Source organism: Nesterenkonia sp., from assembly GCF_029265375.1.
Classification (GTDB): domain Bacteria; phylum Actinomycetota; class Actinomycetes; order Actinomycetales; family Micrococcaceae; genus Nesterenkonia.
In genome coordinates, this window is sequence record NZ_JAJUJJ010000004.1 from 95569 (window position 1) to 109900 (window position 14332).

The 14332-nt window shown below is 68.6% G+C and carries 16 protein-coding genes; 4 read left to right on the plus strand and 12 right to left on the minus strand.

The window, feature by feature from the left end; genetic code table 11:
* Positions 1 to 11: 11 nt before the first annotated feature.
* The 11 genes from Q1K09_RS02915 to ffh form a co-directional block, all read right to left on the minus strand.
* Complete coding sequence (locus Q1K09_RS02915; protein WP_300343063.1) at positions 12 to 1568, minus strand: YifB family Mg chelatase-like AAA ATPase; 1557 nt, start codon at positions 1566 to 1568, stop codon at positions 12 to 14.
* The gene (locus tag Q1K09_RS02920) at positions 1565 to 1930 is read right to left on the minus strand and encodes a YraN family protein (protein WP_300343065.1); all 366 of its coding nucleotides are present in this window, start codon (positions 1928 to 1930) and stop codon (positions 1565 to 1567) included. The genes Q1K09_RS02915 and Q1K09_RS02920 overlap by 4 nt, the downstream gene beginning before the upstream one ends.
* 154 nt (positions 1931 to 2084) lie before the next feature.
* Positions 2085 to 2765 carry a ribonuclease HII gene (locus Q1K09_RS02925; RefSeq protein WP_300343067.1) on the minus strand — a complete coding sequence of 227 codons (681 nt, stop codon included), beginning with the start codon at positions 2763 to 2765 and terminating at the stop codon, positions 2085 to 2087.
* Positions 2762 to 3538: a signal peptidase I gene (gene lepB / locus Q1K09_RS02930; protein WP_300343069.1), complete on the minus strand. Its 777-nt coding sequence runs from the start codon at positions 3536 to 3538 to the stop codon at positions 2762 to 2764. The genes Q1K09_RS02925 and lepB (Q1K09_RS02930) overlap by 4 nt, the downstream gene beginning before the upstream one ends.
* Positions 3492 to 4220: a signal peptidase I gene (gene lepB / locus Q1K09_RS02935; RefSeq protein WP_300343071.1), complete on the minus strand. Its 729-nt coding sequence runs from the start codon at positions 4218 to 4220 to the stop codon at positions 3492 to 3494. The genes lepB (Q1K09_RS02930) and lepB (Q1K09_RS02935) overlap by 47 nt, the downstream gene beginning before the upstream one ends.
* 23 nt (positions 4221 to 4243) lie before the next feature.
* Positions 4244 to 4639 carry a 50S ribosomal protein L19 gene (gene rplS / locus Q1K09_RS02940; protein ID WP_300343073.1) on the minus strand — a complete coding sequence of 132 codons (396 nt, stop codon included), beginning with the start codon at positions 4637 to 4639 and terminating at the stop codon, positions 4244 to 4246.
* A gap of 191 nt (positions 4640 to 4830) precedes the next feature.
* Positions 4831 to 5559, minus strand: coding sequence for a tRNA (guanosine(37)-N1)-methyltransferase TrmD (trmD, locus tag Q1K09_RS02945; RefSeq protein ID WP_300343075.1), 729 nt, complete (start codon positions 5557 to 5559; stop codon positions 4831 to 4833).
* Positions 5556 to 6125 (minus strand): ribosome maturation factor RimM, encoded by a 570-nt coding sequence (rimM, locus tag Q1K09_RS02950; RefSeq protein ID WP_300343077.1) that lies wholly within the window; start codon positions 6123 to 6125, stop codon positions 5556 to 5558. Before rimM ends, trmD begins: the two co-directional genes overlap by 4 nt.
* Positions 6126 to 6143: 18 nt before the next feature.
* Positions 6144 to 6386 (minus strand): RNA-binding protein, encoded by a 243-nt coding sequence (locus Q1K09_RS02955; RefSeq protein ID WP_300343137.1) that lies wholly within the window; start codon positions 6384 to 6386, stop codon positions 6144 to 6146.
* A gap of 11 nt (positions 6387 to 6397) precedes the next feature.
* Positions 6398 to 6832: a 30S ribosomal protein S16 gene (rpsP, locus tag Q1K09_RS02960; RefSeq protein ID WP_300343079.1), complete on the minus strand. Its 435-nt coding sequence runs from the start codon at positions 6830 to 6832 to the stop codon at positions 6398 to 6400.
* Positions 6833 to 7026: 194 nt separating this feature from the next.
* Complete coding sequence (ffh, locus tag Q1K09_RS02965; RefSeq protein ID WP_300343081.1) at positions 7027 to 8628, minus strand: signal recognition particle protein; 1602 nt, start codon at positions 8626 to 8628, stop codon at positions 7027 to 7029.
* A gap of 103 nt (positions 8629 to 8731) precedes the next feature.
* Here ffh and Q1K09_RS02970 point away from each other — a divergent pair, with 103 nt between their 5' ends.
* From Q1K09_RS02970 to Q1K09_RS02985, 4 genes are all read left to right on the plus strand, one after another.
* Positions 8732 to 9328 (plus strand): hypothetical protein, encoded by a 597-nt coding sequence (locus tag Q1K09_RS02970; protein ID WP_300343083.1) that lies wholly within the window; start codon positions 8732 to 8734, stop codon positions 9326 to 9328.
* A 10-nt stretch (positions 9329 to 9338) separates the two neighbouring features.
* Positions 9339 to 10244, plus strand: coding sequence for a hypothetical protein (locus Q1K09_RS02975; protein WP_300343085.1), 906 nt, complete (start codon positions 9339 to 9341; stop codon positions 10242 to 10244).
* 109 nt (positions 10245 to 10353) lie between these two features.
* Positions 10354 to 11559, plus strand: coding sequence for a signal recognition particle-docking protein FtsY (ftsY, locus tag Q1K09_RS02980; RefSeq protein WP_300343139.1), 1206 nt, complete (start codon positions 10354 to 10356; stop codon positions 11557 to 11559).
* A gap of 148 nt (positions 11560 to 11707) precedes the next feature.
* Entirely contained in the window at positions 11708 to 12976 is a 1269-nt protein-coding gene (locus tag Q1K09_RS02985) for an ammonium transporter (RefSeq protein ID WP_300343087.1), read from the plus strand.
* A 68-nt stretch (positions 12977 to 13044) separates the two neighbouring features.
* Here Q1K09_RS02985 and Q1K09_RS02990 read toward each other — a convergent pair whose 3' ends face one another.
* Complete coding sequence (locus Q1K09_RS02990) at positions 13045 to 14277, minus strand: MFS transporter (protein WP_300343089.1); 1233 nt, start codon at positions 14275 to 14277, stop codon at positions 13045 to 13047.
* Positions 14278 to 14332: the final 55 nt, after the last annotated feature.

Sequence of the window (14332 nt, forward strand, 5' to 3'; positions counted from 1 at the left end):
GTCTCCTCCTCTCAGCGGCTGAGCCGCAGCTGCATGGCGGCGTCGACGTCGTCAGAGTCCGGGCGCTGCCGCCCAGCCAGGTCGCAGAGGGTCCAGGCCAGCCGCAGGACCCTGAGGTAGCCGCGCAGGGAGATGGTGGCTCTGTCCAGTGCCCGGTCCAGCGCCGCTGTGGTCTGGGTGGGCAGCCGCATGAAGCTGGTCATCATCGGCAGCGGCACCTGACTGTTGAGGGTCAGCCCCTGGGGCTGCAGCCGCTCGCGCTGCTGGCCGCGGGCCTGTATGACTCGCTCCAGCACCTGGGCGGAGGATTCTTCCTGTTCACTCAGGCTCACCGCGGCGGACCGTGGGCGTTCAACCTGCATCTGCACATCAATGCGGTCCAGCAGCGGGCCGGAGAGCCGGGAGAGATAGCTTCGGCGTTCGGCCGCTGAGCAGGTGCAGGCTCTCCCCCGCCCGACGTTCATTCCGCAGGGGCAGGGGTTGGCCGCCAGCACCAGCTGGAATGCCGCCGGATAGGTGACCTGCCCGGCAGCGCGCTGCAGGCAGATGGTTCCGGTCTCCAGAGGCTGGCGCAGAGCGTCGAGCACATGCCGCTGGAACTCCGGCGCCTCATCCAGGAACAGCACTCCCCGGTGGGCGCGGGTGATGGCCCCGGGTGCCGGTATCCTCCGCCCGCCGCCGATGATCGCCGCGGCGCTGGCGCTGTGGTGCGGCGCCTCATAGGGCGGGGTGCGGCGCAGCTGGGTGACCTCGGCGGCCCCGGAGCTCAGTGAGGCGATCGCGGTGACCTCCATGGCTTCTGCATCGTCCAAGGGAGGAAGGATCCCGGGCAGACGCTCTGCCAGCATGGTCTTCCCCGCCCCGGGGGCGCCGATGAGCATCATGTGGTGGCCGCCGGCGGCAGCGACTTCCAGGCCGAAGCGCGCCTCGGCCTGGCCACGCACCTCGGCCAGGTCGCCGCACTCCGGTTCGGAACGGTGAGCGTGGCCTTGGTGGGCGGCGGTGCTGGGCACCCAGACGCGGCGCAGGCCTTCAGCTGACTGCCCCTTCAGCTGCCCGGCGGGGGCGCCGAATGCTGCTGCCACATCACTGACGTGGTCCGCGGCCAGAACCTCGATGCCCGGCACCAGGGCGGCCTCCTGAGCATTGGCGGTGGAGACCACCACCTGGCAGGCGCCGGCCTCTGCGGCTGCGGCCACGGCTGGCAGCACCCCGCGCACTGGCCGCAGCCGCCCGTCCAGACCGAGCTCGGCCAGGAAGATCACATCTGCGGTGCCGGAGAGGTGACCATCGGCGGCCCAGGCGCTCATCAGAATCGCAAGGTCCAGCCCGGAGCCGGACTTGGGCAGCGAGGCGGGACTCAGGTTCACCGTGAGCCGACGGCGGGGCAGCTGCAGCCCCGCGTTCTTGGCCGCCGAGCGGATGCGCTCCTGGCTTTCGCGCAGTGCGGCATCGGGCAGCCCCAGCAGCACAAAGGCCGGCAGCGACTGGCCGATATCTGCCTCCACCTCGATCAGGTGGCCCTCCATCCCGATCAGCACCACGCTGCGTGCCCGTCCCATACTCATAGCCGCACATCCTGCAGGTGCTCGATGTTCACGCAGTCCTCGCCCTGTCCGGCCAGCAGCACACCGACGACGTCGACCCGCCGCTCGCGCAGCGGCACCCGGCGTCCGGAGGCGTACTCCCCCAGCAGTCGGTGCAGGCGGCGCAGCTTCTGCTCATCCACGGCTTCCAACGGGTCCCCGAAGCCGGTGCCGCGGCGGGTCTTGACCTCTACCGCCACCAGCTCGGTCCCGTGGACGGTGATCAGGTCCAGCTCGCCGCGCGCGGACCGCCACCGCCGGGCCAGCAGCCTGTGTCCGCGGGCGGTGAGATAGTCGGCGGCCAGCTGCTCGCCGATGAGCCCGGTGCGGTCTTTGGCACGCATCCCCCCTCCTCTCGTGATCGCTGATCACCAGAGTGCGGGCGGATGCTGCTGGGTCCGCTGAGTTCTGCTGTGACTGTGGAGTCCGCGGTGCGGCGTCCTAGCCTGCGTGCGGAAGGGGAAAACTGGTGCCGTGCCCGCAGCGGGGCGGCCTGCCTCAGGCTTCTGCTGGGGCGGGGACTCCCAGGTTCCAGGAGCGGCGGTGGTAGCTGGTGGGCCCGTGGGCGCGGATGGCCTCCCGGTGGGCCGGGGATCCGTAGCCCTTATTGGAGTCCCAGGCGTAGTCCGGATGCTCAGTTGCCAGCTGCCGCATCAGCTCGTCCCGCTCGACCTTGGCCAGCACGGAGGCGCAGGCCACGGTGAGGCTGAGCGTATCGGCCTTGGCCAGAGTGTGTACGCGGGCAGAGCCGCCTGCGGTGAGCCAGTCGTGCACGCCGTCGAGGAGCACCAGATCCACCGGACGGGACAGCTGGGCCTCCACCTCGCGGAGTCCGGCTCGGCCGGCGGCCGAGAGGGCGGCGGTCAGCCCGGCGGCATCGATGGCCTCCGCGCTGCGGTGCTGGACGCTGAACGCCGCAGCGTGCTCGCAGATGCGCGGGTGCCACTGGGTGCGCGCCGCGGCGGTCAGCAGCTTGGAGTCGCGCACTCCGTCGAGCGCCTCCCAGCAGCCGGCGCTGCGCACGGATGCCGGAAGCGCCTGCAGATCCATCACCACCACGCCCACAGTCACCGGCCCGGCCAGTGCACCGCGGCCGACCTCGTCCACCCCGGCGATGAACCGTGCCCCGGTCTGGGCGGCCAGCTTCAGCTCCGGCAGCAGTGTGGCGCTGGTGGTCATGGGCTCTCCGGCACCTCCGCGAACGGCTCACGGTCTGATCCCCCGCCTCCGAAGCGGTCCATCGGCCAGACGGTGGCCAGGGTGCGGCCGATGACGTCATCGACCGGGACCGCCCCCTGGTCCGCTTCGTTCACGTGGGAGCGGGAGTCCGCCGAGGCTGAGCGGTGGTCGCCCATCAGCCACACGTGGCCCTCCGGCACGCTCACTTCGAACTCGGCTTCGCTCGGCGCGTCTCCCGGATACAGGTAGGGCTCGTCCACCGGTTCGCCGTTGACCAGGATCCGGCCCTGCTCGTCGCAGCAGGCCACAGTGTCCCCCTCCATACCGATGATCCGTTTGACCACGTAGTGGGAGGAGGTGTCCGGCATCAGCCCGATGAACACCAGGGCGTCCTGGAACACGGTGGTCTCCGGCTTCGGCTCGGAGCCCCACCAGTTCCGGGTGTCCTCGAAGACCACCACGTCTCCGCGGTGCAGGTCCATCACCTCCGGGGCGAGCAGGTTCACCACAATCCGGTCGTCCACCTCCAGCGTAGGCTGCATGGACTCTGAGGGGATGTAGAAGGCCCGCAGGAAGAAGGTCTTGATGATGAAGGAGATCACCACCGCCAGGGCCACAATGGTCACCAGCTCCACCAGGAAGCTGACCGCGGGGTGGCGTCGTCGTGCTGGCGAGTGGTCCGAGTTCTCCTGCCGCGAGGATGCGGGGTCCTCGGCGTCGGCCGGTTCAGGGGCGCTGTTCAGGGCCGTCTCCTTCCACTGTGCGGCGATCACTGACGGGCCAGACGACTTCCACGGCGCGGCCGATGATGCGGTCTTCGCTGATCATACCGCCGCCCGGGGCGCCGAGCAGGTCTCTGGAGTCCACCGATGCCCTCCGGTTGTCTCCCATGACCCACATCCGTCCTGGGGGCACCTCAGCTTCGAAGCTCAGCTCAGAGGCCGGTGTCGAGGCGCTGACCGGTTCGGTGAGGTAGTCCTCCGGGACCGGCTCGCCGTTGACCGTCAGCCGGCCGGAATCATCGCAGCAGGCCACCGTATCTCCACCGGTGCCGATCACCCGTTTGACGAAGACTCCCGACGGCGAGCTCATGCCGAACCAGTGCCCCACCTGCTCCAGGAGCCGCTCAGCTGCGCCGCCGCCGCGGTAGGGGGTGAAGGAGCCCTCTCCGTCGAAGACCACCACATCCCCGCGCTGGACGCCGTCCTCGCCGGGGTAGCGCTTGTCCACCACCACCCGCTCGCCGTCGTGCAGGGTGGGGACCATGGACTCCTGGCTGATGGTGTAGACGTCGACGACGAACAGCCGGACTACGGCGCTGATCAGCAGCGCGGCGGCGAGCACGACGGCGGCCCGCACGCCCCAGCGGCGCAGACGGGTCCCGGCTGCGGGCCCAGAACGCGAAGAGCCCCGAGACGCCGAGCTGTGCTCGGGCATCTCGGGGCTGCTGCGCATGCGGAGTGAGGTGAGCGCCGGGCTCAGGCCTCGACGGTGTCCTCGACGTCCTGTCCCTTGGCGCGGGCCACGGCGGACTCGCGCTTCTCGCGGATGCGGGCGGCCTTGCCGTGGCGGTCGCGCATGTAGTACAGCTTGGCGCGGCGCACGTCACCGCGGGCCACCACCTCGATCTTCTCGATGACCGGGGAGTGCACCGGGAAGGTGCGCTCCACGCCGACGCCGAAGGAGACCTTCCGCACGGTGAAGGTCTCGCGCAGTCCGGAGCCCTGTCGGCCGAGCACGTAGCCCTTGAACACCTGGACACGGGTGGTCTTGCCTTCGACGATGTTCACGTGCACATTGACCGTGTCGCCGGGCGCGAAGTCCGGGATGTCGCTGCGCAGAGACTCCTTGTCGAGGAAATCCAGCTTCTGCATTGCTGCTCCTTAGGGCGGGCTGCCACAGGTCAGTCGCCCTGATGTCAGGGACCCGGGCCGCAGGCTGCTGCGGCGCTGGTCTTTCAGGCTTGATGTCGCGTCCGCGGCCTCACGGGGCCGGGACGGGGCCTGTCTGTTGACACCAGCTCCCCCATGGCAGAGCGGGCGCCCAGCAGGCACAGCGGTACAGTCTACTCCGCTGCGCGCTCCCGCGCCACCACGTGCTTGGCCCACAGGTCCGGACGACGGCGCCGGGTCCGCTGCTGGGACTGTTCGCGCCGCCAGGCCTCGATCTTGGCGTGATTGCCGGAGAGCAGCACCTCCGGGATGCGGCGGCCGCGCCACTCGGCAGGTTTGGTGTAGACCGGGTACTCCAGCAGGCCGTCGGCGCTGTGGGACTCCTCGGTGAGGGACTCGGCGTTGCCGATCACCCCGGGGATGAGCCGGGTGATGGCTTCGACCATGACGATGACAGCGGCCTCTCCCCCGTTGAGCACATAGTCACCGATGCTCAGCCGGTGCACCTGGAAATGCTCCTGGGCCCAGTCGGTGAGCCGCTCGTCGATGCCTTCGAACCGTCCGGGGGCGAAGACCAGATGTTCGGCGGCGGCCAGCTCAGCGGCCCGCTGCTGGGTGAACAGCTCTCCGGAGGGGGTGGGCACCACCAGGATGGGCCGCGCGGCTGCGCCGTCGTCGCTGAGCACGGATTCCAGGGCCTGGGCCCAGGGCTCGGGCTTCATCACCATGCCTGCCCCGCCCCCGGCCGGGGGCGAGTCCACTGTACGGTGCCGGTCGTGGGTGTAGTCGCGCAGGTTCGTCCGCCGGATCTCCAGCAGTCCGTCCTGCTGGGCGCGGCCGATCAGGGAGAGGTTCAGCGCCTCGAAGTATTCGGGGAAGATGGAGATCAGGTCCAGTCTCATGGGAACAGGCCCTCCGGCGGGGTGAGCCGGATCTGCCGGGAGCCGGGATCGATGTGGGGCACGATGGCCTCCACAAACGGCACCAGGACCTCCTCACCGGCCTCGGTGGTGACCACCAGCAGGTCTTGGGCCGGCCCGGTGATCAGCTCTGCCACCACGCCCAGCTTCCGGCCGGCGGCGTCCACGCAGACCATGCCCTCCAGCTCGTGGCTGTACCAGCCCTCCTCGTCCTCCTGATCGGAGCTGACATCGATGTAGAGGACGGAGCCCCGCAGCGCCTCGGCCGCGCTGCGGTCGGCGATCTCATCAAAGCCCAGCAGGCAGATCTGCTTGTTCCAGCGCTGCCTGGAGACTGTCAGCACCGAGGTGGTGCGGTCCTGGGTGTCCCGGCCGGGTTCACGGATGAGCTGGGAGCCAGGCGCCAGGCGCTCGGCCGGTTCGTCCGTGAAGAGCTGAACGGTCACCTCGCCGCGAATGCCGTGGGGCTTGCCGATACGAGCGACCCGCAACCGCTCCCCGTGATCGGGGCGCGCCTGCGGGCCGTTGCCGTATTCAGATGCAGCCACCGGTGGATCCCCGGCTGCTCAGCGGCGGCGGTCGGTGTCGACGACGTCGACGCGGACATCCTCGCCGCCGGGAAGCGCTGCCACCACTGTGCGCAGAGACTTTGCAGTGCGTCCGGCGCGGCCGATGACCCGCCCCAGATCGTCCGGGTTCACCCGGACCTGGAGAGTGTCATAGCGGCGGCCGTTGCGGCGGCGGACGTCGACGTCGTCGGGCGAGTCGACGATCCCGCGCACCAGGTGCTCCAGCGCATCAGTGATCACAGCGTCGCTGCTCATGCTTCAGCCTTCTCCTCGGAGTCCTCGGCGGGAGTCTCCTCAGCGGCCTCGGCGGCCTCAGCGGGCTCCTCTGCAGGCTTCTTCTCGGTCTTCTCCTGAATGACCGATCCCTTGGAGGGGGCCACGAACTCCTCAGCGGGAGCCTTGGTCTTCAGGGTGCCCTCGGCGCCGTCGATCCCCTTGAACTTCTGCCAGTCCCCGGTGATCTTCAGCAGGGCCAGCACCTGTTCGGTGGGCTGGGCGCCCACCGACAGCCAGTACTGGGCCCGCTCGGAGTTGATCTCGATGAACGAGGGCTCCTGGGTGGGGTGGTACTTGCCGATCTCCTCGATGTTCTTGCCGTCGCGCTTGGCGCGGGAGTCGGCAACAACAACGCGGTAGTGCGGGCTGCGGATCTTGCCCATCCGCTTCAGACGAATCTTGACTGCCACTGGTGTGGTTACTCCTGTATCTCAGTAAGGGTGCGCAGGGGCCTGCTGCCGCGTGGGGTGATGCAACGGCGCCAGGCCGGCGCTGAACGTTGGTCAGGCCCGCGAGAGTAGAGGGTGCTCGCGCAGCACTGAGCAAAGTACCTGCCCATTGTGCCAGATTCCCGACGGCGGCGCATTCCGCTGCGGTCCGGACGCTACTTCAGATATTTCTCGAAGCCCTTCGGCAGGCTGAGGTCCTCGGGCTTGACCTCGTGGCCGGCGCCGAAGCTGGAGCCGTCCATCTTCTGCTGCGCGGCCTGCTGGCGCTTCAGCTCGGCTTCGCGGGCCTGCTGGGCGGCCTTGGCCGGATTGCCCGACTTGGCCTTGGTCTTCTTGCCTTTGCCCTTCTTGCGCTTGCCGCCAGGGGCTCCCATCCCGGGCATTCCTCCCATGCCCGGCGGCATTCCGGGCATGCCCCCGCCGCCGGGCATTCCGCCGCCGGAGGCCATCTTCTTCATCATCTTCTGCGCCTGGCCGAAGCGCTCCAGCAGGGAGTTGACCTCGGAGACGTGGACCCCGGAGCCGCGGGCGATGCGGGCCCGGCGGGAGCCGTTGATGATCTTGGGCGCATTGCGCTCGTGGGGAGTCATCGAGTTGATGATCGCCTCCACGCGGTCCAGCTGGGAGTCGTCGAACTGCTCGAGCTGCTGCCGCATGCCGGCGGCGCCGGGCATCATGCCCAGCAGCTTCTTCATCGAGCCCATCTTCTTCAGCTGCTGCATCTGAGCGCGGAAGTCCTCGAGGGTGAAGTCCTCCTGGTCGGCGAACTTCTGAGCCATCTTGGCGGCCTCAGCCTTGTCCCAGGTGGCTTCGGCCTGCTCAATGAGGCTGAGGATGTCGCCCATGTCCAGGATGCGGCGGGCCATCCGGTCCGGGTGGAAGACTTCGAAGTCCTTCAGGCCCTCACCGGTGGAGGCATACATCACAGGCTTGCCGGTCACCTGGGCCACCGAGAGCGCGGCACCGCCGCGGGCGTCGCCGTCGAGCTTGGTGAGCACCACGCCGGTGAAGTCCACGCCCTCGTTGAAGGCTTGAGCGGTGTTGACCGCATCCTGACCGATCATCGCGTCGATGACGAACAGGGTCTCGTGAGCGCCCACCGCAGTCTTGATGTCCGCGGCCTGCTGCATCAGCTCGGCATCCACGCCCAGGCGGCCGGCGGTGTCGATGATGACCACATCGTGCAGCTTCTCCCGGGCGTAGTCCACGCCGTCGCGGGCTACCGCCACCGGATCCCCGGTGGGAACCTCGGCCTCGGAGCTGACGCCGGGGTGCGGCGCGAAGACCGGCACGGAGGCGCGCTCACCGCCGACCTGCAGCTGGGTGACCGCGTTGGGCCGCTGGAGGTCGCAGGCCACCAGCACCGGCTGGTGCCCCTTATTCTTCAGGTGGAAGGCGAGCTTGCCGGCCAGGGTGGTCTTGCCCGCGCCCTGCAGGCCGGCGAGCATGATGATGGTCGGCGGCTGCTTGGCGAAGGCCAGTTCACGAGTCTCGCCTCCGAGGATCCCGACGAGCTCCTCGTTGACGATCTTGACCACCTGCTGGCCGGGGTTCAGTGCGCCGGAGACTTCCGCGCCCAGGGCGCGGGCCTTGACCCGGGCGATGAACTCGCGCACCACTGGGACGGCGACGTCGGCGTCCAGCAGCGCGCGGCGAATCTCGCGGGCGGTGCCGTCGATATCCGCCTCCGTCAGCTTTCCCTTCCCGCGCAGGTTCTTGAAGGTCGCGGTGAGACGGTCGGAGAGCGAGTTGAACACGGTGTGGTTCCTTACAGGAGTCTTCGAAGGGGCGGCAGCGGCCTTCAGGCTGCGGTGCAGCTGTGGGCCGACAGCTCCGGTGCCAAAGCTCTAGAGTAACAATGTGAGCCAAACGGAGGACGCACAGGTCATCCAGTCAGCGCTGTCGGCCCACCGCGAATACCTACGGACCGCGGAGGAGGCCCACCGGCGGGCTGCCCGGGCACTGTCCGGGCGCGGGGAGCTGCCCTCGGACAGCAGCAGTCCCATCACGCTCTCGGCGGCCCACCGGGCCCGCTGCGCCTCCTTCGCCCAGCGCGGCGAGTTCGTGGAGCAACTCATCGCCTTCCCCGCCGCGGGCCTGCGCGCTCTGACGGCTCAGGACATGCGGACCCTGCAGGTGCCGGCCCATATCGGCACCGCCGCGGTGCCGCCAGAAGTGGCGGCACGCATCACCGCCCGGGAGGAGTCCGCCCGCCGCAGCGCCGCCGGCTCAGCGGCCCGGCCCAGCGCAGCAGCTGCGCCCGGCACGGCTCCGTCGCAGGCTCCCGGATCCCACCTGGGCGGCTCCCCCGCCGGGGCCTCCTCTGCTGCCGACTCGCTCGCTGACCAGGAGATCGCCTCCCCCGTTCCTCCGCAGCCGAAGCCGGCGTGGCACCGGCGCAGCTTCGAAGAGGTCCTCTACGGGCACTGGCCGGACGATGAGCCGCCCACCCAGTAGGATCGTCTGTATGACAGACCACACCGATGACGTGGCTGCTGAGGGGGCCGGCCGCCGTCCGGACGATGGAGTCTCCGTGGAGAGTCAGGATTCCTCTGCCGCCCAGCCCGCTCACGACGGCGGGACTGCAGGGCCGGAGAATCTCTCCCGCCCTGCGGAGATCGAGTCCTCCGGCACGCCGCAGACCGAGGACGACGCCGTGGCGGCCGATGCTTCTGAGGGCGCCAGGGCGGTGGCCCCGGTCAGCGGTGATTCCGGCGTCGAGGACTCCTCGGTGGAGGGCTCCGGGGCCGAAGAGGCCGACGTCGAGCCCTCCTCGTCCGAGGAGGCCACCAGTGACGAGACCGCCGGTGAGGATCGCACCGGTGAGCCTCAGCTGCCCACCGATCTGGGTGAGAACGCCCACGAAGTGGTCACGGCGCTGCTGGGCCACCAGAAGGACCTGGTGGCGGAGCTGCGCAGCGCCTATGAGCGGCTCGAGCAGGTGCGCGAGGTGGAGCAGGCCGAGCTGGAGTCCCGGATTGTTCAGCTGGAGTCCCGCGCCTCCGAGACAGACCAGCTGCACGCCCAGCTGCAGGAGCTCAGCTCCCGCACCGCGGCGCTGGAGGCGGCCCTCGCCGAGCAGAGTCGCACCCCAGAGCAGCTGAAGGCGGAGATCTGCCAGGTGAAGGAGTCCGCGGCCGCGCAGCTGGCCGAGCGGGATGCGCGCATTGCCGCGCAGAACGCACGGATCGAAGAGCTGGAGAACGCCATCTCCGCTGCCGCGGCGTCGGCTGAGAGCGCCCATGAGAAGCTGCAGGTGCTGGCGGAGGAGACCGAGTCCAGTCTGCTGCACCGGGTCTCCGAACGTGTCTCCCCTGCCGCTGCGCAGGCACGGAACGCTCTGGGCACGCTTGCCAAACGGCTGCGCCGCTGACCCGCATCCTCCGGAGATCCTGCCCGCCCGAACTGCCGCACGCCCAGCGCCCTGAGACCACCTGCGAGGTGCCGCGGCTGAGCGTACGGCCAGCTGTCCCTGTGGGAGACTGTCTGACGTGGAAACTTCAGTTCTGATCACATTCGTTGTCCTGGCCGTTGTGCTGCTCGGCGTCGTCGGCGGACTGCTTGTCCGCGGCCGCACCCTGACGCCGAAGCAGACCAAGAAGCTCTACCCGGAGACCCGCGACGCCGATGATCTCCCGCCGGGAGCGGCTGAGGACGCCGAGGGCGACACGCTGGTTGCCGACCGCCCGGACACCGCCGAGGCGGACACCGCAGCGCCGCCTGTGGAGCAGGTACCGGCCGAGCCGGAGGTGGAGACTCCCGAGCCGGTGTCCACTCGGCTCGCTCGGCTACGTGCCCGGCTGGTGAAGTCCAACAATGTCTTCGGCAAGTCGCTGCTGGCCCTGCTGAGTCAGGATCAGATCGACGACGACGTCTGGGACGAGATCGAGGAGACGCTGCTCACCGCCGATCTGGGCACTGATTCCACCATGGAGCTGGTGGACACCCTGCGCGAGCGGGTCACCGTTGAGGGCTCCAAGGATCCCCAGCGGGTGCGCGCGATGCTGCGCGAGGAGCTGATTAAGCTCATCGATCCGACTCTGGATCGCAGCCTGAACACCGAAGCGGACTCCCGGCCCGCTGTGGTGCTGGTGGTCGGGGTCAACGGCGTCGGCAAGACCACCACGGTCGGGAAGCTCGCCCGGGTGCTGGTGGCTCAGGACAAGGACGTGATCCTGGGCGCTGCCGATACCTTCCGTGCGGCAGCAGCCGAGCAGCTGACCACCTGGGGCGCTCGGGTGGGCGTGCCGACCGTCTCCTCAGAGGTCGAAGGCGCAGATCCGGCGTCGGTGGCCTATGAGGCGGTGGACAAGGCCACTGAGCTGGAGTCCGACGTCGTGCTGGTGGATACCGCTGGACGGCTGCAGAACAAGGCCAATCTGATGGACGAGCTGGGCAAGGTCAAGCGCGTCATCGAGAAGAAGTCCGAGGTGGATGAGGTGCTGCTGGTGCTGGACGCCACCACCGGGCAGAACGGCCTGAACCAGGCGAAGGTGTTCTCCGAGGCGGTGGATGTGACCGGCATCGTGCTGACCAAGCTCGACGGCACCGCCCGCGGCGGCATCGTGGTAGCTATCCAGCGCCAGCTGGGGGTCCCGGTCAAGCTCATTGGCCTCGGCGAGGGGCCGGACGATCTGGCGCCCTTCGAGACCGAGGCGTTCGTCGACGCCCTGCTCGAGGAGCAGTAGGCTCCCGGCAGACCGCTCAGACGTCGGCGGTGCGCAGCCCGTACGTCCGCCCTCCCCCAAGATTTAACGCCGGGGAAACATCACGGCACCCGCAGTGAAACACGTCGGCAGTTGGATGGTGTCCAGCTCGCACCGGTGAGAGTCGCCGGTGAGTGACGTTTTCCTGGAGGGACACATGGAGATACCTGACGTGACATGGGTCATCGTGGCAGGGGCGCTGGTGCTGTTTATGACGCCGGGCCTGGCGCTCTTCTACGGCGGCTTGTCCCAGACCAAGTCCGCGGTCAACATGATGATGATGAGCTTCGCGGCGATGGGCCTGGTCGCCCTGACCTGGGCGCTGTGGGGCAATGCGATCGCAGGTGCTGACGCCATCGGCGGCGGACTCTTCGGCAATCCGACAGCGGACTTCGCGCTGGCTGAGTCCTTCGCCGCCGGCGAGGACTCCTTGGTGTGGGTCGGCTTCGGGGCCACTTTCGCCATCATCACCACCGCGCTGATCTCCGGAGCCATCGCCGACCGGGCCAAGTTCTCCGCCTGGATGATCTTCGTTCCCGTCTGGGTCACGCTGGTCTACTGCCCGCTGGCCTTCTGGGTGTGGGGCGATGGCGGCCTGCTGGTCGAGGGCGGCATGATCGGTGACGCGGTCGGCGAGGCAGTCGACTTCGCCGGTGGGCTGGTGGTGCACATGTGCGCCGGGCTGGCTGCCCTAGCGCTGGTGCTGGTGATCGGCCCGCGCAGCAACTTTGCCCCCAATAAGCCGCATAATGTGCCGTTCGTGCTGCTGGGGGCTTCTATCCTGTGGTTCGGCTGGTTCGGCTTCAACATTGGTGAGGCTGCTGACGGCGCCCAGGCCAGCCTGAACTGGATCAACACGATGCTGGCTCCGGCTGCTGCGCTGGTGGCATGGCTGGTCACTGAGTGGGCCCGTGGGAAGAAGCCCACGCCGGTGGGTGCGGCTTCCGGCATCGTGGCCGGCCTGGTGGCGATCACTCCTGCAGTGGCGTTCCTGACCCCGCTGGGTGCGATCATCCTGGGCCTGGTTGCCGGTGTGATCTGCTGCTTCGCCGTCGACTTCAAGTACGGCAAGTATGACGACACCTTGGATGTGGTCGGCCTGCACTTCGTGGCCGGTCTGTGGGGCACTCTCGCCATCGGCCTGTTCGGTGTGGAGGAGCTGATCGGTGACGGCCGCAGCGGCATTCTGCTCGGCGGCGGGTTCGACCTGCTGTGGGCCCAGATCGTGGCGTGCGCGATCACGCTGGTGTTCACCTTCGTGGCCACCTTCATCATCGGGCTCATCATCCAGAAGACCATCGGGTTCCGTGTGGAGCACGAGGTGGAGGAAGGCGGCATTGACGCTGTGGCCCACCACACTGAGGCCTACGTGTACGACGAGGCGACGCCTCGCCCCTGAGCCTGGGGCACATTCCTTCAGCGGAGGGCGGAGTCAGCGCTGCTGGCCCCGCCCTCCGCTGCGCCGGATCAGCCAGCCGCAGCCCTGCGGGCCGGCAGAGTCTCCGGTGCCGCGGTCCAGGCGGCAGCACCGATGAGCATCACGACCCCGGTGACGCCGAAAGCCCATCCGTAGCTGAGATGGTCCACAATGAGCCCTGCCAGCAGCGGTCCGATGATGGCGCCGAAGTCTTGGGTCATCTGGAAGGTGGAGACCACTGAACCGCCATTGCGGCCTTCACCGACGATGTCGGCGACCGCAGCCTGCTGGGCCGGCACAATGAGACCGGTTCCAGCCCCTGCCACCAGGCTCAGCACCAGCAGCATCCAGGGGTGGGCAGCTGATCCGAGTGCCGCGGTCGCCAGCCCCGCGATCACCAGCCCGGCCAGGATAGGTGGGCGTCTGCCCCATTCATCGGAGCGTTTGGCCACGGTGAGCACAACTGCCACGTTGCCGGCTGCGAATGCCGCAAGGGCCACTCCCGCCAACTGGTCGGCGCCGATGAACCACCCGGTGCCGACGAATGCTGTTGCCGCGAAGAGCGGCACGATGGAGTTTCTGAGCCCGAAGGTGGCCCAGCCGTTGGCGAATCCTGAGGTCAGTGCCGCTCGGTAGCTGGGCATTCTCCACGCCTCTGCCACAGTGGCGCGGCGCCGGCTGTCCCGGTTGGCGCGGTCTTCCAGTCGTGAGCGGCGCAGCATGACGAACACGATGGCTGCAGCCAGGATCAGTGCCCCGCCGTAGACCAGGAACGGGACGCGCTGGCCCAGCACCAACAGTGCTGATCCCAGCAGGGGGCCTGCCACGTTTCCGATCAGAAAGGCCGATGCGTACGCGCCGGAGACCCGTCCGCGGATCTGCGGCGGAGCTTTCCGGGCCAGGAAGGTCATCGCCGAAACGGTGAAGAAGGTGGAGCCGATCCCGCCGACGGCCCGGAAGATCAGCAGCAGCTCATAGGTGGGGGCGAAGGCCGTGGCGAACATGGAGGCGGCCACGATGAGCAGTCCCACCACATAGACCGGTGTCTCTCCCAAGGTCTGGGTCAGCTTGCCGGAGACCGGTGCGAAGATCAGCCGAAACAGGCCGAAGGCGGAGACGACTGCGGAGACCGCCATCGCGCTGACCCCGAAGTCTGCGGCGTACTGCGGCAGGATGGGGGCGACGATGCCGAAGCCGATGGCGATGATGAAGGCTGAGGCGATCATCACCTTCAGCTCGGCGGGTATGCGGGGACGCTCAGCGGCTTCGGCGGATGTGCTCACATGTGTTCAGCAACGTTGAGCTCCCGCGATGTCTTCCCCGCGCCTCGGCCGCCGG

What these genes read in the sequence shown, in the direction of transcription:
- Q1K09_RS02915 (WP_300343063.1), bottom strand. Translation starts at nt 1,568, where the DNA reads ATGAGTATGGGACGGGCACGCAGCGTGGTGCTGATCGGGATGGAGGGC.
- Q1K09_RS02925 (WP_300343067.1), bottom strand. Translation starts at nt 2,765, where the DNA reads ATGACCACCAGCGCCACACTGCTGCCGGAGCTGAAGCTGGCCGCCCAG.
- lepB (WP_300343071.1), bottom strand. Translation starts at nt 4,220, where the DNA reads ATGCGCAGCAGCCCCGAGATGCCCGAGCACAGCTCGGCGTCTCGGGGC.
- Q1K09_RS02920 (WP_300343065.1), bottom strand. Translation starts at nt 1,930, where the DNA reads ATGCGTGCCAAAGACCGCACCGGGCTCATCGGCGAGCAGCTGGCCGCC.
- rplS (WP_300343073.1), bottom strand. Translation starts at nt 4,639, where the DNA reads ATGCAGAAGCTGGATTTCCTCGACAAGGAGTCTCTGCGCAGCGACATC.
- Q1K09_RS02975 (WP_300343085.1), top strand. Translation starts at nt 9,339, where the DNA reads ATGACAGACCACACCGATGACGTGGCTGCTGAGGGGGCCGGCCGCCGT.
- trmD (WP_300343075.1), bottom strand. Translation starts at nt 5,559, where the DNA reads ATGAGACTGGACCTGATCTCCATCTTCCCCGAATACTTCGAGGCGCTG.